Origin of the sequence: Actinokineospora sp. HUAS TT18 (genome assembly GCF_051364635.1) — a bacterium.
In the GTDB taxonomy this organism is placed as follows: Bacteria; Actinomycetota; Actinomycetes; order Mycobacteriales; family Pseudonocardiaceae; genus Actinokineospora.
The window spans coordinates 102,447-128,079 of sequence record NZ_CP195645.1 but is presented as its reverse complement, the minus strand read 5'-3'; the positions used below and the strand labels follow the sequence as shown (position 1 = coordinate 128,079).

The following is a 25,633-nucleotide window of genomic DNA, read 5'->3' as shown; positions in this document are numbered from 1 at the left end:
TCGACCGGCGCGGCAGTCGCGTCCTCGCACGGCGGGTCGGAGCCAGTTCGAGCGACGCGTCACGGCAGGCGTTGGCTGATCATCAAAGCGCTGCCCGCAGCGATCAGGGCCGCCAAGGTGCCGAGCATCAGCCACGGTCTGCTGGCGTCGGCTTCCTTGATCTCGTAGCCGATCTGCTCGCCCAGTGTGTCGTAGACCTTGCGCAGCTGTTCCGCCGTCGCCGCCTTGTAGAAGTCGCCGCCGGAGAGGTTGGCGATCTCCTCCATGGCGGTGTCGTCCACGGCTACCGACTGGACGCGGCCCTCGATGTCGACCGTGCCGTCCTTCGTGCCGAACGAGATCGTGGTGATCGGGATCTTGCGTTCGGCGGCGGCCTTCGCGGCGGTGTACGAGCCGCGGGGGTCGTCCTCGTTCTCCGTCGGGATGGTCTGCTTGCCATCCGACATCAGCACGATCCGGGCGGGCGGCGGGCCCTCCGGGCCGCCGACGACCTGCGAGAACCCCTCGATCGCCTGCAGTGCGGCGAAAATGGCCTCGCCCGTGGCGGTCGACTGGGCCAGCTTGAGATTGTCGATCGCCTTGGCGACGCCGCCGCGATCCGTCGTCGGCGCGACCAGGACCGTCGCGGTGCCCGCGAAGGTGATCAAGCCCAGGTTGACCCCAGGAGTCAGGCCCTCGGCGAAGGACTTCGCCGCGACCTGGGCCGCCTTCAGCCTGGTCGGGGCGACGTCGGTGGCCTCCATCGACAGCGACACGTCGATCACGAGCATCACCGTGGCCCGGTTGCGCGGCACCTTCTGCTGCGCGGTCGGACCGGCCATCGCCGTGGTCAGGAGCATCAGGCCGATGATCAGGACGATCGCGGGTACGTGCCGGACCCAGCCCTGCCGCTTCGGCGCGACCTTCTCCAGCAACTCCAGGTTCGTGAACCGCAGCGTCCGCTTGCGCAACGCGCGCTGCAGCAGCACATAGCCCACGACCAGCCCCGCGACCACGATCAGCAGCAAGAACCACCACGGATGGGCGAAGTTGCGCAGACTCACGCCGCACCACCCCCCGACCAGCGGCGCTTGCGGGCCACGACGAAACGGACCGTGTCGGCGATCCAGTCGGAGTCGGTGCGCAGCACCAGGTGTCCCCCGCCCGCCTGCCGGATGCCCTTCGCGACGGCCTCGCGGTGTTCGGCGGCGGCCGCGGCGAACTCCTTGCGCAGCAGGGCCGACGCGGTGACCTCACGCTGGCGGCCGGTCTCCGGATCGGCGAGCACGACCGTCCCGACGTCGGGCAGGTCGATGTCGCGCGGGTCGACCACCTCGACGCCGATCAGTTCGTGGCGCAGCGACAGCGCGCGAAGCGGACGCTGCCAGTCGGTTGAGCCCAAGAAGTCGGAGATCACCACGGCCAGCCCGCGCCGACGCGGTGGGCGGCGCAGCTGCTCGATGGCGTCGGCCAAGTCGCCGCGCACGCCCTCGGTGGCGCGTGGGGTCTCGGCGACTCGACGCACCAGGCCGCGGGCGTGGGCGAGGCCGCCGCGCGCGGGGATGCGGATCATCTTCTCGCCGGTGGAGATCAGCGCGCCGACGCGGTTGCCGCCGCCGCGTGTCAGGTGGGTGATGGCGGCGACGGCGGCCACGGCCAGGTCGCGCTTCTCACAGGCCGCTGTGCCGAAGTCGAGGCTCGCGGACAGGTCGACGACCAGCCACGTCTCCAGTTCGCGGTCGGCGACCGTCTCGCGGATGTGCGGGACCGTCGTGCGCGCGGTGACCGCCCAGTCCATCCGCCGCACGTCGTCGCCGGGCTGGTACGGCCGGGCCTCGCCCGGCTCGGAGCCGGGGCCGGGCACCAGGCCGAGGTGGTTGCCCTGCAGCAGCCCGTCGAGCCGTCGCCGGACGTCGATCTCCAGCAGGCGCAGGCCCGCTTCCATCCTGTCGCCCTGCAGTACCGGCGGCGCCCAGGTCGGGCGCTCGCCCTCCGCGGCCTTGTGCCTGCTCACGGCCTGCCGGCCACCCCGGCCGGCGCCGGGTGCCCGCTGGGCGCCTGCGGCCGCGCGGACACCTGCGGCAGCGGAACCGTCTGCAGCACCCGGGAGATCATGTGGTCGATCGGCACACCGTCGGCCAACGCGTCGTAAGACAGCACGAGCCGGTGACGCAGCACGTCCGGCACGACATCCACGACGTCCTGCGGCAGCACGTAGTCGCGGCCGCGGACCAGGGCCAGCGCGCGCGACGCGGCGACGATGCCGAGGCTGGCGCGCGGCGAGGCGCCGTAGGCGATCCAGCCCGCGACGTCGGTCAGGCCGTGCTCGGCGGGCGTGCGGGTCGCCAGGACCAAGCGGACCGTGTAATCGACCAGAGCGTGGTGGACGAACACTCGGGACGCCACGCCCTGCAGCCGGACAAGCTCCGAAGGGCTGAGGATCTGGCTGGGCTCCGGCGGGTTCACACCCATCCGGTAGACGATCTCGCGCTCCTCCTCGGCCGTCGGGTACTCGACGATGATCTTGAAGAGGAACCGGTCGCGCTGGGCTTCCGGCAGCGGGTAGACGCCTTCGTTCTCGATCGGGTTCTGCGTGGCCAGCACGAGGAACGGGTCGGGCATCGGGAAGGTCTGGCCGCCGATGGACACGTGCCGCTCGGCCATGACCTCCAGCATCGCCGACTGCACCTTCGCGGGCGCGCGGTTGATCTCGTCCGCGAGGACGAAGTTGGCCACGACCGGGCCGAGCTCGACGTCGAAGCGCTCGCTGCCCTGCCGGTAGATGCGCGTGCCGAGGATGTCGGCGGGCACCAGGTCGGGGGTGAACTGCACGCGGGAGAACGAACCGCCGACGACGCGCGCGAAGGTCTCCACCGCCAGCGTCTTCGCCACACCGGGCACGCCTTCGAGCAGCAGATGGCCCTTCGCGAGCAGGCCGACGAGCATGCGCTCGACCAGCCGGTCCTGCCCGACGATGACCCGCTTGACCTCGAACACGGTGCGTTCGAGCAGTTGCGCGTCGCGTGCGGGCGTGCTGCCCTCGGCGGCGAGCTCGACCTGCCCTGGCTCGGTCACCAGCTGTCCTCCCCGTTCGTCAATCCACCGGGTCACACCCTTCCGCACCACCGGTATGAGCCCTGTGAGCTCGCGCCAAGTCGTCCGGGGTGTCCACATCGGCCGCCTCGCCGCCCACCGCTGGCAGCCGGGCCGGGTCGAGTCCGCTCAGGACGCGACGCAGCGCCGCCCCCTCCGGCCGCGCGGGCATCGCGTCGCGCAGCGCGCCCAGCGGCCACGCGCTCAGTAGCCACTGGTCGCGCCCCTCCGCGTCGGTCAGCACCACCGGCCCGCCGTAGGACGTCAGACGTCCTACGGTCTCGGGTGAGATCAGTGGGAGGTCGGCCGCGAGCACGACGACGGTGGTGTCGGCGGGCAGGTCCAGCCGCGCGAGGCCCGCGGCGAGGGCGGCGACCGGGCCGGAGCCGGGCACGTCCTCCACCGTCCAGACCACCGGCACGGGCACCGGACGCTCCGGCCCGACCACGACGACGCGATCGGCCATCGCGACCGCGCTCACGGCGGCGGCCAGCATGGACCGGCCGCCCACCTCCAGCGCGGGCTTGTCGACCCCGCCGAGCCGGGTCGCCTTGCCGCCCGCGAGCACGATCGCCGCCCAGGTCATGCCGTGACCATAGATCGTCGGTGCCCACTGTCACCCTGACGGCGTGCACATCACCCACGCGGAAGCCTCCGCCGCCGTCAGCGACCTCGGGTGGCGCGACGTGCTCGGCACCCTCACCGCCACCGTCGCCGTCGACTCCCTCAGCGCGGCCGCCGAGGTCGCGGCCACCGTGGCCGCGCTGAGCGACCACCTGCACCTGGACCTGCGTCCGGACCGGGTCGTCCTCCGATTGCAGACGCCCGCGTCCAGATCGGTCACCCGGGCCGATGTCGAAGCGGCCCAACGGATCTCCGCCGCGGTCGCCACCGAGGCCCACCCCGGCGCGCAGCTGCTGGAGTACGCGGTCGACGCGCTCGACATCGACGCCGTGCGGCCGTTCTGGCGCGCGATCCTGGCCTACGAGGACGAGCCGAACGGCGGCGGCCTGCGCGACCCTCTCGGCGTCTCCCCCGCCGTCTGGTTCCAGCAGATGGACATCCCGCGCCCACAGCGCAATCGCGTCCACCTCGACATCTCCGTCGCCCATGATGAAGCCGAGCGCCGCGTCGCCGCCGCGATCGAAGCGGGCGGGGTGCTGGTCTCCGACGCCGCCGCGCCGAGCTTCTGGGTGCTGGCCGACGTCGAGGGCAACGAGGCGTGCGTGACGACGTGGCAGGGCCGCGATTAGCCGCCTAACGGAAGATTGTCCGATTCACACTTCCCAAACGGTAAAAGGCAGTCATTCTCGTTAACATTTCCGGAGGATTTCTCGCCTACGGTCAGCGCACCGACTCGTCATCCAGCCGAGTCCACTGTCCCGGGAGAGATGCCTCCATGCGCATGCGTCGCCTCGCCGCGGCAGCCGTCTGCGCGGCCGCCGTGGTCCCCCTGCTCGTGTCGCACGCCAACGCCGCTCCGACCGCCGACGAGAACCTGCAGTTGGTCGCCACCAAGGAATCGCTGCTCGCCACCCACTTCTGGTACGCCCAGACCCACGCGGGCCACAAGGTCATCGGCGGCTTCTACGCCAAGCACGTCGACAAGGCCACCGGCCAGGTCACCGTCACCGACGGCCGGGTCCCCGTGTCCGGCCTCGGCACCACCCGCGCCGCCGTCGACGCCGACCGCGCGAACGCCGCCGCCGCGGGCCGCGCCCACGGCAAGGCGTTCGCCACCGAACTCGCCGTGCTGCCGGGCGGCCAGGCCAAGCTCGTCTACCAGGTGCTGTCCGAGACCGAATCCGGCTCGGTCCGCTCCCTGGTCGACGCGTCGACCGGCGCCGTCGTCCGCGAGGAATCCCTGGTCAAGCACGCCGACGGCACCGGCAAGGTGTTCGCGCCGAACCCGGTCGCCACGCTGCAGAACGAAAAGCTGACCGACCAGAACGACGCCGACGCCGCGGTCCCGGCGACGGCCTACAAGTCGGTCACCCTGACCCACCTCGACGGGTCCGGCTACCTGCACGGCACCTTCGCCACCATCACCGACCGCAAGAACAAGCAGGCGTACTCGGCTGCCAACACGTTCGACTACACCCGCTCGAACGACTTCTTCGAGCAGGTCGAGGCGTACTGGGCGGTCACCGAGACGCAGAAGTACATCCAGAGCCTGGGCTTCACCAACATCAACAACGAGGCGCAGGACCTGCAGACCACCGGCTACACCGCCGACAACTCCTACTACGACCCGGCCAAGGACCTGATCAAGCTCGGCAGCGGCGGGGTGGACGACGCCGAGGACGCCGAGGTGATCTGGCACGAGTACGGCCACGCCATCCACGACGCGCAGGTGCCGAACTTCGGCACCAGCACCGAGGCGGGCTCCATCGGCGAGGGCTTCGGCGACTTCTGGGCGCTGGTCAACTCGGCTGCCCACCAGCCCGACACCGCGGTGACCCCGCTGGCGTGCGTGATGGACTGGGACTCGGTGTCCTACACCTCGACCGAGCCGCACTGCATCCGCCGCGCCGACACCAACCTGACGGTCGCGGACAAGACCAACGAGGTCCACCACGACGGCCAGATCTGGTCGCGCGCCCTGTTCGACATCTACAAGGCGTTCGGCAAGGACAAGGCGGTCAAGCTGGTGCTGGAGGCGCAGTTCAGCTACGCCCCGAACACGTCGTTCGCCCAGGCGGCCCAGGTCACGGTGAACACCGCGCAGCGGCTCTACGGCGCGACCGACGCCGCGACCGTGCAGGCGGCGTTCCACGCGCGCGGGATCCTGTAGTCACGAGCCGGTGCGCGGATTCCTTGCCGCGCACCGGCTATCCCATCGCCGCACCAAGCAAACGCGCGCCCCGCAACGCCTTTCCCAACGGCAGCGCGCCGTACCCCAGCACGATCCCCGCCCGCTCGGACTCGGAACTGAAGTCCGCCAACGGATACACCCGCACACCACGTTCCATGGCCGCGTCGACCAGCACCGACTCGTCGCCCGGAAGTGTCAGCAACATGTTCAGCCCGGCCGAGATCCCCGACGGCACCACGCCGGGCAGCCACCGCGCGACCGCGCCGACCAGTGCGTCCCGGCGTTCGCGGTAGACGAGGCGGGTGCGGCGGAGGTGGCGGTCGAAGTCGCCGCACGTCAGCAGCTCCGCGAAGGTGGCCTGCAGGATGGTCGACGTCGACCCGTCGCGGCGGGCGGCCGTGATCGGGTCGACCAGTTCCGGTGGCACGACAAGCCAGCCGAGCCGCACCCCGGAGCCGAGCGTCTTGGATGTGGTTCCGCAGTAGACGACCCGTTCCGGCGCCACCCCTTGCAGTGTGCCGACCGGGCGGCGGTCGTAGCGGTACTCGGCGTCGTAGTCGTCCTCGATCACGTAGCCGTCGACGTCGCGCGCCCACTCGATCAGCTCGCGGCGGCGGTCGGGCGGCAGGACGACTCCGGTCGGGCTCTGGTGCGCGGGCGTCACCACGGCCACGGTCGCCGCCGTCTCGCGCAGGCGGGACACCATCAGGCCGTCGCCGTCGACCGGGACGGCGTCGAACGGGATTCCCAGGGACGCGAGATGACCGCGCGGGCCGGGGTAACCCGGGTCCTCCAGCGCGTACCGCCGGGCGCCCAGCGCGTGCACCGCGAGGTCGAACCCGTGGCCGAATCCCGCGCACACGATTACCTGCGCCGGGTCGGCGCTGACCCCGCGCACCCGGCCGAGGTAGTCGACCAGAGCTTGACGCAGGACCGGCAGGCCACGCGGGTCCTCGTCGGCGAAGTCGGCGGTCGGCATCGACCGCAGCGCCGACCTGGCCGCCTTCGCCCACGCCGCGCGCGGGAACAGCGTCAGATCCGGTCTCCCCGGCCGGAAATCCACCTCGACGGCCGGCGTAGCTGCCGCGCTCTCGACCGCCTGGGCGACTGCGGGCACCCGTTGCACCACCGTCCCGGCGCCCTGCCGGGACAGTAGATATCCCTCGGCGATCAGTTGGTCATAAGCCTCGACGACGACTTTCCGGGTGATCCCGAGATCGGCCGCGAGCGCACGCGTCGACGGCACCGGTGACCCCGCGGCGAGCCTGCCAGAGCGGATGGCCGACCGCAGCCCGTCCTCGATCTGGACGCGCAGGCCGCGCGGCCGGGACCGGTCGAACGCGAAGAACAGGTCCGGCCCACTGGTACCCATAGAGTGATGCTAACTGGACCTCCTAACGGGTCAACCTGCTGCGTAGGGTCGGAACCATGTCCAACACCGTGCAGTCCTACGAGGCGTACGCCGCCACGTACAACACCCTGGTCGCCGCCGAGCCGACCGCCCGGCACGCGGGCCTGCTGCGGCGGCTGGCGCCCGCGGGGGCGACCGTGCTGGAGATCGGGTCCGGCCCCGGCCGCGACGCCGACTACCTCGAATCCCTCGGCGTGACCGTCCGCCGGACCGACGCCACCCAGGCGTTCCTCGACATCCAGGCCGAACGCGGCAAACACGGCGAGCTGCTCGACGTGATCACCGACGAGCTGGGCGGGCCGTACGACGCGGTGCTGGCCGAGTGCGTGCTGATCCACGTCGGCCGCGCCGACATCGACGCGGTCCTCGGCAAGATCGCCGCCGCGCTGCGCCCGGGCGGCCGCTTCCTCGTCTCGCTGCGCGAGGGTGAGGGCGAGGCAGACGGCGACTACCTCATGGCGTACTGGCACCGCGCCGACTTCGCCGCCCAACTCACCGCGGCGGGCTTCGAGATCACCTGGGACGACCACCACGTCGACTGCGACGGCGACGCGTGGCTGACCTTCCTGGCCCAGCGATGACCGAGCGCATCCTGCCGGTCAACGGCGTCGACCTGTGTGTCGAGACCTTCGGTGACCCGACGGACCCGGCGATCCTGCTGATCCACGGCGCGTGCGCGTCGATGATCTGGTGGGAAACCGAGCTGTGCCAACAGATCGCGGCCCACGGCCGGTTCGTCATCCGGTTCGACAACCGCGACACCGGCCGCTCGACCTGCTACCCGCCCGGCTCCCCCGGCTACGCCATGACCGATCTGGCCGCCGACGCGATCGGCGTCCTCGACGCGCTCGGCGTCGGCCGCGCCCACGTCGTCGGCCGCTCGATGGCGGGCGGGATGGCCCTGATCGCCGCGGTCGACCACCCCGACCGCGTGGCCACGATAACCCTCGTGAACACCACGACCGGCGACCTCCCCATGGGCTCGGCGGACTTCCCCCAGGGCGACCCGGACTACGCCGACCCGGTGGCCATGATCGACTACACCGTCGCGTCCTTCCGCGCTTACGCGGGCGGGTCCCCCTTGTTCGACGAGGCCGCCGTGCGGGAGCTGGCGGTGCTCGACATCGCGCGGACGAGGAACCTGGAGTCGGCCCTGACGAACCACTTCGCCATGGACTTCGACGGCCCGACCAACGGCGGCTGGGCCGACATCGCGGTGCCCACGCTGGTCGTGCAGGGCGAACTCGACCCTGTTTTCCCTGTCTCCCATGGCGAAGCGCTGCGTGACACCATCCCGGACGCGACACTGCTCGTGCTGGCGGGCGCGGGCCACGAAGTCCCGCCCGCACGGTGGCACGAATTCGTCATGGCGCTTATCCGCCATACCGACGTCACCCCTTAGCACCCTTGTGGCCACCCCGTCCTGTCTCGTTAGGTGGGATTGATCTCGAAACTCCATCCGGTCGGCGCGCCTGACCGCGCCGCCCGGCCCCTGCGGAAGGCGGAGCCATGAGAACGATCCGACTCACCCTTGCCCTGGCCGCGGCGGCACTCGCCGCCGCGGCTGTCGTCCCCGGAACGGCGACAGCGGCGCCAACGAAGTCAGCCAGTGACCTGGTCTCCTTATTGGGCACCGCGCGGACCGCGGGCACCCACCTCGACGCGGGCCGCGTGGTCGTCAACGTGACCGACGCCGACGCCGCGGCCGCCGTGCGCGCCGCGGGCGGGACCGCCCGGGTCGTCTCGCGCAGCACCAGCCAACTCGATGAGCTGGTGGCCAGGCTCGACTCCGGCATCCCGGGCACCGCGTGGGCGCAGGACGCGGTGACCAACCAGGTGGTGATCACCGCCGACAGCTCGGTGCGCGGCGCCGACTACGCCAGGCTCGTCGCGGCCGCGGCGGGCTCCGGCGGCGCGGCGAGGGTCGAACGCGTCGGCGGCACGTTCACCCCGCTGATCTCCGGCGGCGACGCGATCTACGGCGGCGGGTACCGCTGCTCGCTCGGCTTCAACGTCCGCAGCGGCAGCACGTACTACTTCCTCACCGCGGGCCACTGCACCAACTCGGCGTCGGAGTGGTTCTCGAACTCCAGCCAGTCCACCAAGCTGGGCGACCGCACCGGCTCCAGCTTCCCCGGCAACGACTACGGCATCGTCCGCTACACCAACACCTCCGTCACCATCGGCGGCACGGTCGGCGGCCAGGACATCACCTCGGCGGCCAACGCCTCCGTCGGCCAGTCGGTCAGCAGGCGCGGCAGCACGACGGGCACGAAGACCGGCACCGTGACCGGCCTCAACGCCACCGTGCACTACTCCGGCGGCGGCACGGTCAAGGGCATGATCCAGACCAACGTGTGCGCCGAACCCGGCGACAGCGGCGGCCCGCTGTACGACCGCACCACCGCGCTCGGCCTCACCTCGGGCGGCAGCGGCAACTGCCGCACCGGCGGCACGACGTTCTACCAGCCGGTGACCGAGGCCCTGAGTAGGTACGGCGTCTCGGTGTTCTAGACACGAAAGGCCCGTCGCGGGGAACTCCCCGCGACGGGCCCGTCAGTCGATCGCGTCAGAGCAGCCTGGTGGCGTACGGCACGATCCCGCCGTACCGGACGGGCGCGATGCGCACCCGCGAACCCGAGTAGGGCGCCTCCACCATCTGCCCGTTGCCGATGTACATCGCGACGTGGTGGATTCGGCCGCCGGTGGCCCAGAACAGCATGTCGCCCGGGGCCATCTGGTTGAGCGGGACGCGGCGGCCCGAGGTGGCCTGATAGCCGCTGTAGTGGGGCAGCCGGATGCCGACGCCCGCGAAGGCGTAGATCATCAGGCCGGAGCAGTCGAAGCCGACCTTGTTGTAGTCGCCGTAGGAGTCGGCGACGCCGCCGTCGCGGATGCCGCGGGTCGGACCGCTGCCGTTGCCGCCGCCCCACGCGTACTGGACGCCCAGCTGTGACAGTGCCCGGTTGATGACGATCTGCGCGCGGTCGCCCGAGGGACGGCCGACCACCGGGCGGGGGTTGCCCGCCGCGGCCGCTTTCGCCGCGTCCTCGCGCTGTTTGGCGGCCAACCACTCCTGGTAGCGCTGGCGCTGGTTCTCCAGGCCGCCGACCTTGGCCTGCGCCTCGTTGAGCTGGCGCTCGTAGTCGGCGCGGGCCGCCTCGAGTTCCTGGGACTTCGACGCCTGGTCGCGCTGGGCCTGCTGGGCGGTCGCCGTGGCGGCGTCGGCGTTGCGCTTGGCCTGTTCGGCCTCGGCCTGGCGCTTGTTCGCCTCATCGAGGGCGGCCCTGGCCAGTGAGTCCTTGTTCGCCTTGACCGTGCGGGCGCGCTCCATCGACTCCAGCGCGTCGAGTTCGCTGCCGCTGACGGCGTTGAGCAGCTGGGCGCGGGCGAGCAGGTCCTCCGGGCTCTTCGCGCCGACGTAGGCCGACATCGAGCCCATCGTGGTGCCCTGCTTGTAGCTGCCCGCGGCGAAGTCGTCGAGCTGCTTGCGGGCGGCCTCGATGTCGCGGCCCGCACTGTCGGCCTCGCGCTTGGCGGCCTCGGCGTCGGCCTTGGCCTTGGCGGCGGCGTCGACCGCCGACTCGAGGTCGACGAGGGCCTTGTTGGCCTCCTCCATCTTGGCCTCGACGTCGGCCTGCAGGTCCATCAGCCGGGCCTCGGCCTGGGCGAGCTGGTTGGTGAGCTCGCCGACCTTGCCCGCCTTGGCCTTGGCGTCGGCGCGGCTGGTCTTCAGCTCGGAGTCGCTGGGGTTGGGCGGTGGCGGCGGCACGGCCGCGGCGACCCCGGTGGCGGCGGTCACCATCACCAGGACGAGGGATGCCAAGATCAGGCCCAGTTTGCGGCCATTGCGTACCGGCACAGCTCCCCACCTCCCAGCGCGGGCGGCTCCCCCCGCCCGCTACGTTGATCAAGTTCGCGTCCCGCCGAACCGGCGGAAAACGGACTGGAACACGACGACTGTGCCAGTTGGACACCACTCGCACCAGTCGTAACACCGGAAACATACTTACCTTGGACAACTTTTTCGCTCAGGGACACACCCAGTAACTCTGGCCTCAGCCGAATGGTTGGACGTTTGCACACAATGGGTGACCCATCGGCGGGGCGCTGTGACTGCGCGTGCCCGGGGCTGCGACGATGGTGCCGTGACCAAGGGAACCAGGGCCGCGGCGGCCGTCGCGGGGGTCGGGCTAGTCGCCGTCGTCGCGGGCATGTTCCTGCCATGGTTCCGGTCCGGCGCGGTGCTGCGCGATAGCTTCCAGATCATCGGCGTGATCAGGTCCCTGGGGTTCCTGCGCGGAGAGCTCTTGGAGGTGCTGCTCTACGCGTGGTTCGCGATCATCCCGGTGGTCACGCTGAGCGTCGTGGCGTACACCCTCGGAATGTCGCGAACCGCCGCAACGATCTGCGGTTTTCTTGCGATAATCACCGGAACCATTTCGGGTGGTGCCACCGTCGAAAGCGGTGGCGGGGAAAGCTCGCTCGGCATCGCAGGCACCGGACCGACGGTCACGCTGATCGGCTCGTTGGTGGCTCTCGTCGGAGCCGTGGGCATCTTCGTAGGCCGGCGCAGGAGCGCACGCAGGATCGCAGGAGGGGAACCGTGACCTATCCAGGCTCGGGCGGACAGTGGCCGCCGAACGACCCGTATCAGCAGCAGGGTGGATACCCGCAGCAGGGCGGGTACCCGCAGGGGGGACAGCCTGGCTACCAGCAGACCCCGCCCGGCGGCTACCCGCAGCAGGGCTACCCGCAGACCCCAGCGGGGGGTTACCCGCAGCAGGGCGGCTACCCGCAGACCGGCCCGCAGCCGACGCAGTCCTTCGGCGGCTACGGCCAGGAGCAGCAGCAGTACGGCCAGCCCTACGGCTACCCCGTGCCGCCGCAGCAGCCGAAGAAGCGCAAGGGCCTGGTCATCGGCGTCGTGGCCGCGGTCATCGCCGTGGCCGCGGGCGGTGGCGTGACGTGGTGGGCACTCAACCGGGGCAGCTCGCCCGCGGGTGCCGAGAGCCCGACGGCGGCGGCGACCAGCCTGGTCAACGCCATCGGCCAGGGTGACGTCGCCGGTCTGCTCACGGGCCTCGCGCCCGCCGAGCGCGACCTGATGACGACGCTGAACTCGGAGACCACCAAGGAGCTGCAGCGCCTGGAGGTCTACAAGAAGGACGTCGACCCGAACAAGATCCAGGGCTTCGAGCTGAAGACCGAGGGCCTGAAGTTCGACGAGGCGAACGCGGAGAAGGTCAACGACCACCTGACCATCACCAAGCTGGTCGAGGGCAAGGTCACCATCAGCTCCGACGCGAGCAAGCTCCCCTTCACCGAGGAGTTCATCGAGCTGGCCTTCCCGCGCGGCATGCACGCCAAGCCGGAGACCGAGACCATCGACATCGCCGACGTCGTCAAGGACAACGACGGCGAGCCCATCCGCATCGCGACGGTCAACGTCGACGGCGAGTGGTACCCGAGCCTCTTCTACACGATCGCCGACTACGGTCTGCAGGACTCGAAGAAGAAGTGGCCCAAGACGTCGATCCCGGCCAAGGGCGCCGACTCCCCCAACGCCGCCGTGCGCGGGCTCGCCGACGCCGCGCTGGACGCCGACATCGCCCGGGTCATCGAGCTGCTGCCGCCGGATGAGATGGCCGTGATCCACGACCTCGGCCCGATGATCGTCGACATGGCCAAGAGCGAGGCCGAGTCGACCGGGGTCAAGATCACCAAGCTGGACACCGAGACCGTCGAGGTCGAGGGCGCCACGAAGGTCCTGCTGAAGGAGTTCGAGGCGGAGAAGGACGGCGACAAGGTCCGCGTCACCAAGGACGGCGAGTGCTACGCCGCCGAGGCCGAGGGCGAGAAGCAGCAGTTCTGCGCCGACGACGCCGCGACCGAGATCGGCGGCAAGCGGATGAAGCCCGAGGTCAAGAAGGCACTGACCAACCTGGTCAAGGGCATGATCGCCAACACCGGTGTGGTGACGACGCAGGTCGACGGCAAGTGGTACGTCAGCCCGATCCGCTCGATCACCGACCTCGAGGTCACCGCGCTGAAGAGCCTGGACCCCGAGGACGTCAAGGCGCTGCTGAAGCTCGCCAAGTAAGGCTGTGCCCCGGAAGCCCCCGCCACTTCGGCGGGGGCTTCCGGCGTTTCAGGCGCGGATCAGGTCGAGTGGGTCGGCACGGATGCCGAACCGCCGGCGCAGCACACGGCCCGCCGCGTGGACCCCGCACATGCCGTGGACGCCCGGCCCGGGCGACGTGGACGACGAGCACAGGTACACGCCGGGGATCGGCGTCCGGTACGGGTCCCAGCGCGGGACCGGCCGGAACAGGGTCTGCCGCAGGGTCAGCGCGCCGGCGGCGATGTCGCCGCCGACGTAGTTCGGGTTGTGCGCCCCGGCGTCGGCGGCGGTGACGACGTTGCGGGCGAGGACGAGGTCGCGGAAGCCGGGGGCGAACCGCTCGATCTGGGCGGTGACGGCGTCGCCGAGGTCGCGGGTGGAGCCGTTGGGCACGTGCGCGTAGGACCAGAGGGTGTGCTTGCCCGCGGGGGCGCGGCCCGGGTCGACGACCCCCGGCTGACCGACGAGCACATACGGCCGGTCCGGATGCCTGCCCTCGGCGACGGCGCGCTCGGCGGCCACCGCCTCGGCGCGCTCCCCCACCAGGTGCAGGGTGCCCGCCTTGGCCAGGTCCGGCGCCGTCCACGGGACCGGGCCGGACAACGCGAAGTCCACCTTGCACGCGGCACCGCCGTAGCGGAAGGCGTTGAGCCACCGCAGGTAGCGCGGCGGCAGCGGCGCCATCGTGGCGAGCGCGGCGGGGGTGACGTCGAGGAGGACCGCCTGCGCGCGGACCTGGTCGATGGAGTCGATCCGGCTGCCGGTGACGATCTTCCCGCCGCACGCCCGGAACTCGGCGGCCACGGCATCCACAATGGACTGACTGCCGCCGCGCGGGATCGGCCAGCCGACCGCGTGGCCGAGCGCGGCCAGCAGCAGCCCGGCCCCCGCCGGGGCGAACGCGCGCGGCGGGGCGATGGTGTGGGCGCCGACCCCGGTCAGCAGCGCGGGCGCGATGGTGTCGCGGAACCGCAGCCCCCAGGCGGGCGAGCCCTGCTCGGCCACCCGCAATCCGAGCCGGGCGGCCGTGAGCAGGCCCTTGGGGATCGAGCGGAAGTCGGACATGCCGAGGTCGACCAGTTCGGGCCACCGGCGTACCAGGGGCCCGAGCAGCGATCGCCAGGCTCGGCCGTCGCGACCGAGGCCGTCGGCGGTGCGGTCGAGGTCGCGCCAGGCGATCCCGGCCCCGTTGTCCAGGGGATGTCCGTAGGACGCCTCGGGCACCAGCAGGTCGACGCCGTGGGCGGCGAGGTCGAAGGCCCGGAAGAACGGCGAGGCCAGGCCCATGGGGTGGGCGAACGAGCAGACGTCGTGGCGGAAGCCGGGCAGGGTCAGCTCGGCGGTGCGCGCCCCGCCGCCGATCGTGTCCGCCGCTTCGTGCACCTCGACCGCGAGCCCGGCCTTGGCCAGCACCAGCGCGGCGGCCAACCCGTTCGGCCCGGCCCCGACGACGACGGCATCCATGTCCTCAGCTCCCCAGACGATCTCCAGCGCGAACCGATCACGGCCGCGGTCTGCCCACCAACGGCCTGCCCTCACACGAGCGCCTGCTCAGCGGCAAGCCTCGCGTACAGCGGGTCGGACTGCAGCAGTTCCCCGTGCGACCCCACGCCAGTCGCGGCGCCGTCCGCCAGGACCACGATCTGCTCCGCGGCCAGCACCGTCGACAGCCGGTGCGCGACCACCACCACCGTCGTCGTGGCCGCGATGTCGCGCACGACCTCCCGCAGCGCGGCCTCGTTCACCGCGTCCAACTGGGACGTGGCCTCGTCCAGCATCAGCAGCCGCGGCTTGCGCAGCAGGGCTCTGGCGATCGCCACGCGCTGGCGTTCGCCGCCGGACAAGGAGACGCCGCGGTGGGCGATCGGGGCGTCCAGGTCGTCGCCGAGGCGGCGCAGGAGAGGGTCCAGGCGGGTGATCCGCAGGACGTCGCGCAGTTCGGCCTCGGTGGCGTCGGGGGCGGCGTAGGTGAGGTTCTCCCGCAGCGTGCCCGCCAGCACGGCGGCGTCCTGCTCGACGTACCCGATCTGCGCGCGCAGCTCGGCGAGGTCCCAGTCGCGCACGTCGCGGCCGTCGAGGCGGACCGTGCCGGAGTCGGGCTCGTAGAAGCGCTCCACCAGTCCGAGCACCGTGGTCTTGCCCGAGCCGGACGGACCGACCAGCGCGGTCAGCGACGCGCGCGGGACGTCGAGGGAGAACCCCCGCAGAGCCTCGTCCGAGCGGCCGGGATAGGCGAAGGTGACGTCGTCGAAGGTCAGCGTCGCCGGTGTCCGTCCGCCCGATCCGCTGGGGCCGTCGACCTCCTCGATCGGCAGCCGGGTCACCTCGCCGATCCGGGTGACCGAGGCGCGGCCCGCCTGGATGTACGCGCCCGCGTTGACCAGCTGCGAGAGCGGCGCGGTCAGATACGCGACGTAGAGCAGGAACGCCACCAGGTCGGCGACGGACATCGCGCCGGAGGCGACCCGAGCGCCGCCCACGCCGAGCACGACGAGGAACGCGACCTGGATCGCGAGGCCCGTCGTCGTGCCCGCGACCGAACCCCACTTCGCCAGCGTGACGCCCTGCTCGTAGGCCGCCCGGGAAGCCTTGTCGACGCGTTCCTCCTCGGCCAGTTCCGCGCCGGACGCCTTGACCGTGGTGAACGCGCCGAGGCCGCGCTCCAAGGCGGCGCCGATGTCGCCGACCGAGGTCTGGGCGGCCAGCGCGGCGGCGCGGATGCGCGGCATGATCAGCCACACGATCACGCCGAGCACCGCCACCACGCCCGCCGTGGTGAGCAGCAGGATCAGGTCCACGATCCCCATGAACACCAGCGCGCCGACCAGCAGCACGACCCCGGTCAGCACCTGGACGGCGACCTGAGCGGCCACCTGACGCAGCACGGCGGTGTCGGAGGTGACCCTGGCCAGCAGGTCACCCGGCTGCTGGGAGCGCATCCCCGGCACGGACAGCCGCAGCACGTGCCGCACCAGCGACCGCCGACCGGAGAGGGTGACGCTCTCGGCGGTCCGCATCAGCAGGAAGTTGCCGATACCGAGCATCAGCGCGGCGGTCATGACCAGGACGGTCAGCTTGGTCAGCGCGCCGGTCAGCCCGGTCTGGGCCGCCAGCGCCTCGATGACGATCTTCGCGGCGAGCGGCTGCAGCAGCCCGAGCGCACTGGACCCGACAAGCAGGACCATGCCGACGACCAGCGGAAGCCGGTGCGGGCGAAGGTGTTCGGCGAAGAACCGCCACGTCGACGCGGACTCAGACATCGCTGGCCGCCCGGTACACCGAGACCGTCATCGGTTCGAGCCCGGTGAACGGGGTGCCCCACCAGTCGGCCTGCCGGTCGACCAGTTCCAGCCCCGCCGACCGCGCGTAGTCGTCGGTCTCCTCCGCGGTGGTGAGCCTGCTCAGCTCGGCGGCGATGCGGGCGCGGCCGTCGTCGAAGAAGATGTGCGCCAGGTGCCAGATCCGGTGCTCCACGTCGACCGTCGAGTACGACAGCAGGCCGGTGTCCTGCGCCTGGTAGGGCACGAAGAACGAGTCGCGCGGCCTGCCCTGGTTGAGCGCCTCGGCGACGGCCGGGTTGTGCGTCTCGATCACCAGCGTGCCGCCGGGGGCGAGCCGGTCGGCGGCGGCCTTGACCGCGCGGCGCTGCTCCTCGGCGTCGAGCAGCATCGACAGCGTCCCGCAGACGCAGTAGACCAGGCCGTACCGGCGGTCGTCGGTGTAGTCGCGGATGTCGGCGTGGACCGGCGCGACCGGCCGGTCGCCGACGGCCGCGCACAGCACGTCGAGCATCTCCGGCGACGAGTCGACGCCCACCACGAGGCCGACGCGCTCGGACAGCGGCACCGCGATCCGGCCGGTGCCGACGCCGAGTTCCAGCGTCGGCGTGCCGTCGCCGGGGTGCAGTCCCGCCAGGAACGCCACCGCCTGGTCGACACTCGCGTCGGCCGGGAACAGCCGGTCGTAGAACCCGGCGAACTGGCTGCCGTAGCCGATGTCGGGCACCGCGGTCATGCTGCCTCCTCTAGCGGGACGAACTTGGACACGAGCAGGTACTCCGGCTCCGTGGTCTCGTCGTAGCCGGTGGCCCGGGCGATGACGAACTGGAAGCCCTTGGGCGTGGCCGCGTGCTCGCCGCGCACGGCCAGTTCGACCGCGTCGCGCAGCACCTGGTACGCGGCGGTCGCGGTGATGTCGAAGTCCTTGCGCGCCAGGTAGACGATCAGCTCGTTGCACACGTCGAACATCGCCTTGTCCTGCCTGCGGTCGGGGAACCACAGCGCCTGGCGCAGCCGCCTGCGGGGGATGCGCGTCGTCTCCGACCACGGCGTCTGGACGCCGTCGGCGGCCAGAACCCGGTGCAGCACATGGAAATCGTGCTGGGCGGGCTCCGGGGCGAAGAAGCGCCAGTTCGCGATGACCAACCCGGTCAGGTCGTAGCGACGGAAGCGGTCGAACACCTGGTGCGGGTGCTGGCTGAGCACGGTGACGCCGAACCACGCGGCCAGCGCCCCGGTCACCGCCGTGGACACAAGTCCTCTGCCGTCAGGACGCATCGGGTTCCTCCAACCCGTCGATGAAGCGCTCCACCAGCTCCGCGACCACACCCGCGCCGGTCTCGTCACTGAGCAACTGGTCGTGGTCGAAGTCCTCGACGGTGTGCCGCTCGGCGCGCGGCGCGGCGGCGGCCATCTCGTCGTGCAGCTCCAGTTGGACCGGGTCGGTCGCGGCGGTGTGGCCCGCGGTGATCACCAGCATGGGCGCGCCGACGTCGGGCAGGTCGCCCTCGTAGCCCTCGAACTCGGCCTTGATCACCTTCCACTCCCTGGCCGCGCCGCTCCACAGCCGGTGGTCGCGGTACTGCGCCAGGGACAGCTCCCGCACGTGCGCGGGCAAGGTGTCGACCCATTTGGGTGGCTGCAACAGGATGCCGAGACCGGCCCGCAGCGACACGGGCATGAGCGACAGCGCGTTGGTGAGCCCGTCGGCGCCCTGGGCCTGCCGCGCGGACCGCCGCAGTTCGGCGGGGTGGCTGGAGTCGACCAGCCCGACGCCGATCACCTTGGCGCCCAAGGTGTGCGCGGCCCGCATCGCGAGGTAGCCGCCGAGCGAGTGTCCGATGAGGACGACCGGCCTGCCGTCGGCGACCGCCTTGACCAGGTCGATCAGGTCGGCGACCGCGGTGTCGGTGCTGAACGCGGCCTCGGCCCTGCTGGGTCCGTAGCCCGCGCGGTGGTAGGTGACGGTGGTGAACCGCTCGGCGAGCCGGGTGGTGATCCACTCCCAGTGCTCCGCCGTGGCGCACAACCCGTTCTCCAGCACCACAACGGGTCCGTCGCCGCCCCCGATCCGCCGGTAGGACAGCACATTGCCCGAGGCGGCGGTGATCGTGCGCTCGTCGCCGCGGCCCGCGAGGACGGTCGCCGCGCGACGGGCCCTGACCACCTGCGCGGTCGCGGCGAAGGCGCCGAACAACGCGGCGGACGCGGCGGGCAGCGTGTCGTCGCGGCGCTCGCCGGGGACCTCCGAACGCGGGCCGGAGGCGTAGAGCACGGCGGGATAGGTGGAGGTGAACGACCAGAAGAACCGGCCGAGGCCCATGACCCAGGCATTGGCAAGGTGGAAGGCGCCCGCCGACCCGAGCAGCAGCGGGGCGACCCGGCCGCGGGCGGCGAAGACCAGCGGGAAGCCGCATTCCATGGCGAGCACACCGTGCGCGAGCAGCCGGGTCGCCTTCGGGTGGCGCTCGAACAGCTTCCAGACGTTCGGCTCGCCGTAGGTCAGGGTGCGGGTGATCCCGGGCAGCGCGCGGCCGGAGCGCCAGGTGCGGCTCGGCAGCTTCGCCCAGCCGGAAACGGTGTAGGACAGCACCGATTGCAGCGCGATGAACCACAGCGCCGAGTCGACCAGCGCGGGCCTGCGGTCGCCGATCCTGGCGACGGTGGCCAGCGCCTGCACCAGGAACGACACCTGGTCGGCGCCGTCGGTGCCGTAGAGGTGGCGGGCGTACAGGGCCAGCTGCGACCCGGCGAGCACCGAGTTCGCGGCCACCTTGGCGCCCTTGGGCAGCGGCAGCCACAGCGCCGCCGCCGCGGCGACCCTGGCCACGTGCAGCGCGCGGGTCACGTCCCGGCGGGCGACCAGGTCGAGCGCCTTGGCCAGCCTGGGTGAGTGGGTGACGAACGCGGCCCTGGTCACGTCCCAGTTGTTCGGTCCGCCCCAGTCGCGGTCCTTGGGGCTGGCCAGGTATTCCAGGCTCGACACCAGGTGGGTGACCGAGCCGAGCCGCTCGGTCGCGGTCAGGACCGCCGACCGCGGCATCGCCGCGCGGAGTCCCGGCCGCAGGTATTTCGACAGTCCTCGCACGACGAATCAGCTCCTCGGAAAGTGTGTGCGGACAGGTGGGCCGGTGCGCCGCGGACGCACCGGCCCGCCCCGGCTACTCAGGCAGCCGTGGGGTGTGGCCGACCGCCCGGCCGATGTTGTAGCCGGCGATGAACGCACCGGCCACCCCGGCCACGACGGCGACACCCGCGGCGATGCCGACGACCGTCGCGGGCGTCGCCAGCACGGGCGTGGCCGCGCTGACCGTCATCGGGTCTTCCGCGCGCAGCGGGATCCCGGCGAGGACCGCCGACGCGTTGACCTTCTCAAGCACAGTGGACACACTTCACCCCCTCTCGGAATTCGTTGTTTCGCAAGGAAAGCGCAATCACTCCGGCTGCCGCGGGTAGTGGCCCTCGGCCATGTTGCGGGCGATGCCGTACATGTACCCGGCGTGGAACGCGGCCGCCGAAATGGCGATACCCAGCGCGACGGCGCTCGGCGTGGCCATGACCGGGGTCAGCCCGCCGAGGGACCGCTCACCGGTCCGCTCGTCGAGGTCGCCGAACAGGTCGGCGGACATCTCGTTGGCGTGGCGAACAAGCGTGCTCATCTGTCACCTCCTCTCCTGATCCAGAGATTGACGGCAGGCGGGCGCGCGCCGGCCGCCCACGCGGCCCAAAGGGGCCGCGTGAGCTGGAGAGAGCAAGGTCAGAGGCGGACGCGGAGCCCCGGAAGCGTCACCACGACGGGCGCGGGAGCGGGCGGCTCCGGCAGCACCACCCGGATCGGCGGAACGCAGCCGCACCCGCTCCACATGAACGCCCCGCTGGAACCGGTGTTCGGCCCCGCCACCCGCTCGTCGGCCGATGCGGATCCGGCGCCGACCGCCATCGCCAGCGCGGTCGCCGCGAGCCCGAGGGTCACCCGGCGCATGGTCATTGCATTCATCGTTCGTCCTCCCCTTGTCTCTACGGGAAGTCTGCGTGACCGAGCCCGTCAGGATCCGGGTTCTCGGCGTCAGCAACCGGACCGGACATTGTCAGCAAGGGGACTCAGATCCAGCCGCGGCGCGCGGCCTCGGCCCCCGCCTCGAACCGGCTGCCCGCGCCGAGCCGCTCCATGAGCCGGGCGATGCGCCTGCGCAGATGCCGCACGGACACCCCGAGCAGTCTGGCCGCTCCCTCGTCGGTGCCGCCAGAGGCCATGTGGGCCAAGACCTGCCGGTCCTCGTCGGTCAGGTCGGGCTCGTCGCCGCTCCGCACCCACGGCAGTTCGCGCGCGTCCTCCCAGATCCGCTGGAACAGCCGCAGGAACCCGGTGATCAACCCCGGCTGCCGCACGATCAGCGCGCCCTTGCCGCTGTCGGCCGGGTCGATCGGCACGACCGCCACCCGCCCGTCCATGATGATCATCCGCTCCAGCGCCGCGTCGCTGACCCGGTACTGCGCGCCCGCCTCGCCCAGCTCCCGCAGGTACGCCCGGTTGACCTCGTCGCCCAGCACGGCGGCGTCGTAGACGACCCGCATGTCGAGCCCGCGGCGCAGGCCGCGCAGGTCGAGCGGCTTGCTCGCGGCCAGCGCCTCCGCGGTCTGCGGCCCGCCGGGCTGCACGGCGAACACGCTGGTCCGGGTGAAGAACGACAGGTCCTCCAAGGCCGCGCGGACGGCGCCGAGGTCCTCGATCCGCTCGATCCCGTTGTCGACCGCCTGCCCCGAGCGCCGCTCGTACCTTGCGGCGAGCTCGGCCACCTCGCCCCGCGTCGCGCCGACCCGGCGGTGCTCCCGCAGCAGTTCGTCCTCGATGCGCTCGATCAGCTCGCCGAGCGCGGCGCCGGGGTTGAGCAGGGTGACCGGCCCGTCCGCGGACCGCCGCGCGACGCCCAGCTCGACCAGCGCGGAGAAGGCCCGGTCGACCACTTTGACGTCGGTGCCGAACCGCGCGGCCAGGTCCGCCGCGCCGCGGTCCGGCTCGTCGAGCAGCACCCGGTAGACCTGCTCGGCACGCTCGTCGAACCCCAGATCGCGCAGCGTCACAGCTCACCTCTCGTGTCAGCCCGATGACATGCCGTGTCAGCAAGAGGCCATCGCCTGCCGTGGAGGGGCGGCGCCGGATGGTCGACAGTGGACACCGTGACTGGCTCTCGGGCGTGGGTGGGGCGAACCGCGCCCGGCGGCAGCGCGTCGATCATGATCGCCGCCCGGCTGGCCGCCGAACTCGGCCCGTCGGTCGCGGTGGTCGTCGGCGAGGACACCGCCGAGGTGCGGATCGAGTCGACCGACCTGGCGCAGTCGGAACTGGAGGCCCGCCTGGCCACCCTGCTGACCGACCGCCGCTTCGCCGCCTGGGAGCTGACACGCCGACAGCATGAGTGATCACCAGGCCGGGCACCGGCGTTTCCCGCCAAAATGGTCGGTTCCGACTACCAGCCCTCAGGCCGGACCGCCCCTCTCCCTTAGGCCGCCCGGCCCAAACAGCACCCTCCGAAGCCGAGCGAACACACAGCCATCCGGCTCAGCCTTCGAGGAACTCCACCCGGTTCCCGACCGGGTCGTCGGTGTGGAAGCGCCTGCGGCCGGGGATCTCGGCCGGATCGGCCCACCGCACCGGAGCGCCCGCGGCACCCACCGCCGCGCTGACCGCGTCGATGTCCACGACGAACGCCGGGTGCGCCCTGCGCGCGGCCCGGAAGTCCGCCTCGACGCCGACATGCAGCTCACCGCCGCCCGGAACGGCGAACCAGCAGCCCCCGCGCGCCGCCAGCAGGGGCGGTTTCGGCAGCTCAGACCACCCGAGCACACCGGTGTAGAACGCGCGCATCCGGTCTTCGGCACCGACCGGACACGCGATCTGAACGTGATGGATCACATTCCCCTCCTCTGCGAGCCCCCCTTGAACCGGCTAGCAGGACAAGCGTACTGTTTGCGGCGTGGGCCTGTCGATGCGCGCTCCGAGCGGGTGCGCGAGACTCAGTGCCTCGAACCTGACTGACTTTGCGCCGCCACTGGAGTTGGACGTGACTACTGCTAGCAAGGACAGCTTCGGCGCCCGTGCCACGCTGACCGTCGGCGATGCCTCCTACGAGGTGTTCCGACTCGACGCCGTGGAGGGGGCCGAGCGCCTGCCCTACAGCTTGAAGATCCTGCTGGAGAACCTGCTCCGCACCGAGGACGGCGCGAACATCACCGCCGACCACGTGCGCGCGCTGGCGGGCTGGGACCCGGCGGCCGAGCCGTCGACGGAGATCCAGTTCACCCCGGGCCGCGTGGTCATGCAGGACTTCACCGGCGTGCCGTGTGTGGTCGACCTCGCCACCATGCGCGAGGCGGTGACCGCCCTGGGCGGCGACCCGTCGAAGGTCAACCCGCTGGCCCCGGCCGAGCTGGTCATCGACCACTCGGTCATCGCCGACATCTTCGGCCGCCCGGACGCCTTCGAGGCGAACGTCGACCTGGAGTACGAGCGCAACAAGGAGCGCTACCAGTTCCTGCGCTGGGGCCAGACCGCCTTCGACGAGTTCAAGGTCGTCCCCCCGGGCACCGGCATCGTCCACCAGGTCAACATCGAGCACCTGGCCCGCGTGGTCATGGTCCGCAACGGTGTGGCCTACCCGGACACCGTGGTCGGCACCGACTCGCACACCACCATGGTCAACGGCCTGGGCGTGCTGGGCTGGGGCGTCGGCGGCATCGAGGCCGAGGCCGCGATGCTCGGCCAGCCGGTCTCCATGCTGATCCCGCGCGTGGTCGGCTTCAAGCTGCACGGTGAGCTGCCCGCGGGCGCCACCGCCACCGACCTGGTGCTGACGATCACCGAGATGCTGCGCAAGCAGGGCGTCGTCGGCAAGTTCGTCGAGTTCTACGGCTCGGGCGTCACCGCCGTCCCGCTGGCCAACCGAGCCACCATCGGCAACATGAGCCCCGAGTTCGGCTCCACCGCGGCGATCTTCCCGGTCGACCAGGAGACCGTCGACTACCTGCGCTTCACCGGCCGCTCCGAGGAGCAGGTGGCGCTGGTCGAGGCCTACGCCAAGGCGCAGGGCCTGTGGCACGACCCGTCGATCGAGCCGGTCTTCTCCGAGACCCTCGAACTGGATCTGGCCACGATCGTGCCGTCCATCGCGGGCCCGAAGCGCCCGCAGGACCGCATCGAGCTGACCGACGCCAAGCAGGCGTTCCGCGCGGCGCTGGGCGCCTACGTGTCCCACGAGGACAGCGCCCCGCTGTCCACTGTGGACGAGGCGTCGGACGAGTCGTTCCCGGCCAGTGACGCCCCCGCGCACGCCGCGAGCGGCAACGGGTCCTCCGGCAAGCCGTTCGACTACCACTCCGCCGCCGCGGGCGCGGAGGGCCGGGTGTCGAAGCCGACCACGGTCACCCTCGACGGCCAGACCTTCGAGCTCGACCACGGTGCCGTCGCGATCGCCGCGATCACCTCGTGCACCAACACGTCGAACCCGTCGGTCATGATCGGCGCGGCGCTGCTGGCGAAGAAGGCCGTCGAGCGCGGCCTGTCCCGCAAGCCGTGGGTCAAGACCACGCTGGCGCCGGGGTCCAAGGTCGTCATGGACTACTACGACCGCGCGGGCCTCACCCCGTACCTGGACAAGCTGGGCTTCAACCTCGTCGGCTACGGCTGCACCACCTGCATCGGCAACTCCGGCCCGCTGCAGGACGAGATCTCCGCCGGTGTCCAGGAAGCCGACCTCGCGGTGGTGTCGGTGCTGTCCGGCAACCGCAACTTCGAGGGCCGGATCAACCCGGACATCAAGATGAACTACCTGGCCTCCCCGCCGCTGGTGGTGGCCTACGCGCTGGCCGGGTCGATGGACATCGACATCACCACCGAGCCGCTGGGCACCGGGTCCGACGGCGAGCCGGTGTTCCTGCAGGACATCTGGCCCACGCCGCAGGAGATCTCCGAGACCATCACCGCCGCCCTGTCCGCGGAGAGCTTCGCCGACAGCTACAAGGACGTCTTCGCGGGCGACGAGCGCTGGCAGTCGCTGCCGACGCCGACCGGCAAGACCTTCGAGTGGGACGCGGAGTCCACCTACGTCCGCAAGCCCCCGTACTTCGAGGGCATGACGATGGAGACCACTCCCGTCACCGACATCGCGGGCGCGCGCGTGCTGGCTCTGCTGGGCGACTCGGTCACCACCGACCACATCTCCCCCGCGGGTGCCATCAAGCAGGACACCCCGGCGGGCAAGTACCTCACCGAGCACGGCGTCGAGCGCAAGGACTTCAACTCCTACGGCTCGCGGCGCGGCAACCACGAGGTCATGATCCGCGGCACCTTCGCCAACATCCGACTGCGCAACATGCTGCTCGACGACGTCCAGGGTGGCTACACCCGCGACTTCACCAAGGATGGCGAGCAGGCATTCATCTACGACGCCGCGCAGAACTACGCGGCGGCGGGGATCGGCCTTGTCGTGCTGGCGGGCAAGGAGTACGGCTCGGGCTCGTCGCGCGACTGGGCGGCCAAGGGCACCTCGCTGCTGGGCGTGCGCGCGGTCATCGCCGAGTCCTTCGAGCGCATCCACCGGTCGAACCTGATCGGCATGGGCGTGCTGCCGATGCAGTTCCCGGAGGGCCAGACCGCGGCGTCGCTGGGCTTGGACGGCACGGAGACCTTCGACATCTCGGGCGTCACCGGGCTGAACGAGGGCACCACGCCGCGCACCCTGAAGGTCGTCGCCGTCAAGGCGGACAGGTCCACTGTGGAGTTCGACGCGGTCCTGCGCATCGACACCCCCGGTGAAGCCGACTACTACCGCAACGGCGGCATCATGCAGTACGTGCTGCGCAAGATGGTCACGAGCTAAATCATGCTGACTGAGCGGGGGCCGTCCGTGGGGCGGTCCCCGCTTCGCATTTTGGGG

At 71.4% G+C, this 25,633-nt stretch carries 25 protein-coding genes; 9 read left to right on the top strand and 16 right to left on the bottom strand.

Annotation, left to right across the window (positions count from 1 at the left end):
* Positions 1-59: 59 nt before the first annotated feature.
* The 4 genes from ACSHT8_RS00645 to mobA form a co-directional block, all read right to left on the bottom strand.
* Positions 60-1,043 carry a VWA domain-containing protein gene (locus ACSHT8_RS00645; protein WP_436496649.1) on the bottom strand — a complete coding sequence of 328 codons (984 nt, stop codon included), beginning with the start codon at positions 1,041-1,043 and terminating at the stop codon, positions 60-62.
* On the bottom strand, positions 1,040-1,924 hold the full coding sequence (locus ACSHT8_RS00640; RefSeq protein ID WP_436501948.1) for a DUF58 domain-containing protein: 885 nt from the start codon (positions 1,922-1,924) through the stop codon (positions 1,040-1,042). Before ACSHT8_RS00640 ends, ACSHT8_RS00645 begins: the two co-directional genes overlap by 4 nt.
* Positions 1,925-1,989: 65 nt before the next feature.
* Positions 1,990-3,054 (bottom strand): AAA family ATPase, encoded by a 1,065-nt coding sequence (locus ACSHT8_RS00635; protein WP_436496647.1) that lies wholly within the window; start codon positions 3,052-3,054, stop codon positions 1,990-1,992.
* Positions 3,055-3,073: 19 nt separating this feature from the next.
* Entirely contained in the window at positions 3,074-3,658 is a 585-nt protein-coding gene (mobA, locus tag ACSHT8_RS00630; RefSeq protein WP_436496645.1) for a molybdenum cofactor guanylyltransferase, read from the bottom strand.
* A gap of 43 nt (positions 3,659-3,701) precedes the next feature.
* Between mobA and ACSHT8_RS00625 the strand changes: the two genes are divergently transcribed.
* Both ACSHT8_RS00625 and ACSHT8_RS00620 read left to right on the top strand, forming a co-directional pair.
* The gene (locus tag ACSHT8_RS00625; protein ID WP_436496643.1) at positions 3,702-4,325 is read left to right on the top strand and encodes a VOC family protein; all 624 of its coding nucleotides are present in this window, start codon (positions 3,702-3,704) and stop codon (positions 4,323-4,325) included.
* Between the two features lie 146 nt (positions 4,326-4,471).
* Positions 4,472-5,866, top strand: coding sequence for a M36 family metallopeptidase (locus ACSHT8_RS00620; RefSeq protein ID WP_436496642.1), 1,395 nt, complete (start codon positions 4,472-4,474; stop codon positions 5,864-5,866).
* Between the two features lie 37 nt (positions 5,867-5,903).
* Here ACSHT8_RS00620 and ACSHT8_RS00615 read toward each other — a convergent pair whose 3' ends face one another.
* Positions 5,904-7,259: a PLP-dependent aminotransferase family protein gene (locus ACSHT8_RS00615; RefSeq protein WP_436496640.1), complete on the bottom strand. Its 1,356-nt coding sequence runs from the start codon at positions 7,257-7,259 to the stop codon at positions 5,904-5,906.
* Between the two features lie 56 nt (positions 7,260-7,315).
* On the opposite strand from ACSHT8_RS00615, the gene ACSHT8_RS00610 reads away from it, so the two are divergent.
* The 3 genes from ACSHT8_RS00610 (at position 7,316) to ACSHT8_RS00600 (ending at position 9,812) form a co-directional block, all read left to right on the top strand.
* Positions 7,316-7,879: a class I SAM-dependent DNA methyltransferase gene (locus ACSHT8_RS00610; protein WP_436496638.1), complete on the top strand. Its 564-nt coding sequence runs from the start codon at positions 7,316-7,318 to the stop codon at positions 7,877-7,879.
* Complete coding sequence (locus tag ACSHT8_RS00605; protein ID WP_436496636.1) at positions 7,876-8,700, top strand: alpha/beta fold hydrolase; 825 nt, start codon at positions 7,876-7,878, stop codon at positions 8,698-8,700. The genes ACSHT8_RS00610 and ACSHT8_RS00605 overlap by 4 nt, the downstream gene beginning before the upstream one ends.
* Positions 8,701-8,807: 107 nt before the next feature.
* Positions 8,808-9,812 carry a S1 family peptidase gene (locus tag ACSHT8_RS00600; protein WP_436496634.1) on the top strand — a complete coding sequence of 335 codons (1,005 nt, stop codon included), beginning with the start codon at positions 8,808-8,810 and terminating at the stop codon, positions 9,810-9,812.
* Between the two features lie 55 nt (positions 9,813-9,867).
* Here ACSHT8_RS00600 and ACSHT8_RS00595 read toward each other — a convergent pair whose 3' ends face one another.
* Positions 9,868-11,103, bottom strand: a complete 1,236-nt coding sequence (locus ACSHT8_RS00595) for an NlpC/P60 family protein (RefSeq protein WP_436501947.1) — start codon at positions 11,101-11,103, stop codon at positions 9,868-9,870.
* 343 nt (positions 11,104-11,446) lie between these two features.
* Here ACSHT8_RS00595 and ACSHT8_RS00590 point away from each other — a divergent pair, with 343 nt between their 5' ends.
* Together ACSHT8_RS00590 and ACSHT8_RS00585 are read left to right on the top strand one after the other, a co-directional pair.
* Positions 11,447-11,908: a hypothetical protein gene (locus ACSHT8_RS00590; protein WP_436496632.1), complete on the top strand. Its 462-nt coding sequence runs from the start codon at positions 11,447-11,449 to the stop codon at positions 11,906-11,908.
* The gene (locus ACSHT8_RS00585) at positions 11,905-13,401 is read left to right on the top strand and encodes a flagellar basal body protein FliL (RefSeq protein WP_436496630.1); all 1,497 of its coding nucleotides are present in this window, start codon (positions 11,905-11,907) and stop codon (positions 13,399-13,401) included. Before ACSHT8_RS00590 ends, ACSHT8_RS00585 begins: the two co-directional genes overlap by 4 nt.
* Before the next feature lie 48 nt (positions 13,402-13,449).
* Here the strand turns inward: ACSHT8_RS00585 and ACSHT8_RS00580 are convergent, their stop codons facing one another.
* From ACSHT8_RS00580 to ACSHT8_RS00540, 9 genes are all read right to left on the bottom strand, one after another.
* The gene (locus tag ACSHT8_RS00580) at positions 13,450-14,886 is read right to left on the bottom strand and encodes a phytoene desaturase family protein (protein ID WP_436496628.1); all 1,437 of its coding nucleotides are present in this window, start codon (positions 14,884-14,886) and stop codon (positions 13,450-13,452) included.
* A 71-nt stretch (positions 14,887-14,957) separates the two neighbouring features.
* Positions 14,958-16,682 carry an ABC transporter ATP-binding protein gene (locus ACSHT8_RS00575; protein WP_436496627.1) on the bottom strand — a complete coding sequence of 575 codons (1,725 nt, stop codon included), beginning with the start codon at positions 16,680-16,682 and terminating at the stop codon, positions 14,958-14,960.
* Positions 16,675-17,436 (bottom strand): class I SAM-dependent DNA methyltransferase, encoded by a 762-nt coding sequence (locus ACSHT8_RS00570; protein ID WP_436496625.1) that lies wholly within the window; start codon positions 17,434-17,436, stop codon positions 16,675-16,677. The genes ACSHT8_RS00575 and ACSHT8_RS00570 overlap by 8 nt, the downstream gene beginning before the upstream one ends.
* Positions 17,433-17,978 carry a hypothetical protein gene (locus ACSHT8_RS00565; RefSeq protein WP_436496623.1) on the bottom strand — a complete coding sequence of 182 codons (546 nt, stop codon included), beginning with the start codon at positions 17,976-17,978 and terminating at the stop codon, positions 17,433-17,435. Before ACSHT8_RS00565 ends, ACSHT8_RS00570 begins: the two co-directional genes overlap by 4 nt.
* Positions 17,968-19,788, bottom strand: coding sequence for an alpha/beta fold hydrolase (locus tag ACSHT8_RS00560; protein WP_436496621.1), 1,821 nt, complete (start codon positions 19,786-19,788; stop codon positions 17,968-17,970). Before ACSHT8_RS00560 ends, ACSHT8_RS00565 begins: the two co-directional genes overlap by 11 nt.
* A 73-nt stretch (positions 19,789-19,861) precedes the next feature.
* A complete protein-coding gene (locus tag ACSHT8_RS00555; RefSeq protein ID WP_436496619.1) occupies positions 19,862-20,089 on the bottom strand; it encodes a hypothetical protein in 228 nt (75 codons plus the stop codon).
* A gap of 45 nt (positions 20,090-20,134) precedes the next feature.
* Complete coding sequence (locus ACSHT8_RS00550; protein ID WP_436496617.1) at positions 20,135-20,359, bottom strand: hypothetical protein; 225 nt, start codon at positions 20,357-20,359, stop codon at positions 20,135-20,137.
* A 98-nt stretch (positions 20,360-20,457) separates the two neighbouring features.
* Entirely contained in the window at positions 20,458-20,697 is a 240-nt protein-coding gene (locus ACSHT8_RS00545; RefSeq protein ID WP_436496615.1) for a hypothetical protein, read from the bottom strand.
* 104 nt (positions 20,698-20,801) lie between these two features.
* A complete protein-coding gene (locus tag ACSHT8_RS00540; RefSeq protein WP_436496614.1) occupies positions 20,802-21,782 on the bottom strand; it encodes a hypothetical protein in 981 nt (326 codons plus the stop codon).
* Between the two features lie 96 nt (positions 21,783-21,878).
* Here ACSHT8_RS00540 and ACSHT8_RS00535 point away from each other — a divergent pair, with 96 nt between their 5' ends.
* A complete protein-coding gene (locus ACSHT8_RS00535; RefSeq protein WP_436496612.1) occupies positions 21,879-22,121 on the top strand; it encodes a hypothetical protein in 243 nt (80 codons plus the stop codon).
* A 139-nt stretch (positions 22,122-22,260) separates the two neighbouring features.
* Here the strand turns inward: ACSHT8_RS00535 and ACSHT8_RS00530 are convergent, their stop codons facing one another.
* Positions 22,261-22,614: a VOC family protein gene (locus ACSHT8_RS00530; protein WP_436496610.1), complete on the bottom strand. Its 354-nt coding sequence runs from the start codon at positions 22,612-22,614 to the stop codon at positions 22,261-22,263.
* A gap of 148 nt (positions 22,615-22,762) precedes the next feature.
* Here ACSHT8_RS00530 and ACSHT8_RS00525 point away from each other — a divergent pair, with 148 nt between their 5' ends.
* Positions 22,763-25,576, top strand: a complete 2,814-nt coding sequence (locus ACSHT8_RS00525; protein ID WP_436496608.1) for an aconitate hydratase — start codon at positions 22,763-22,765, stop codon at positions 25,574-25,576.
* Positions 25,577-25,633: the final 57 nt, after the last annotated feature.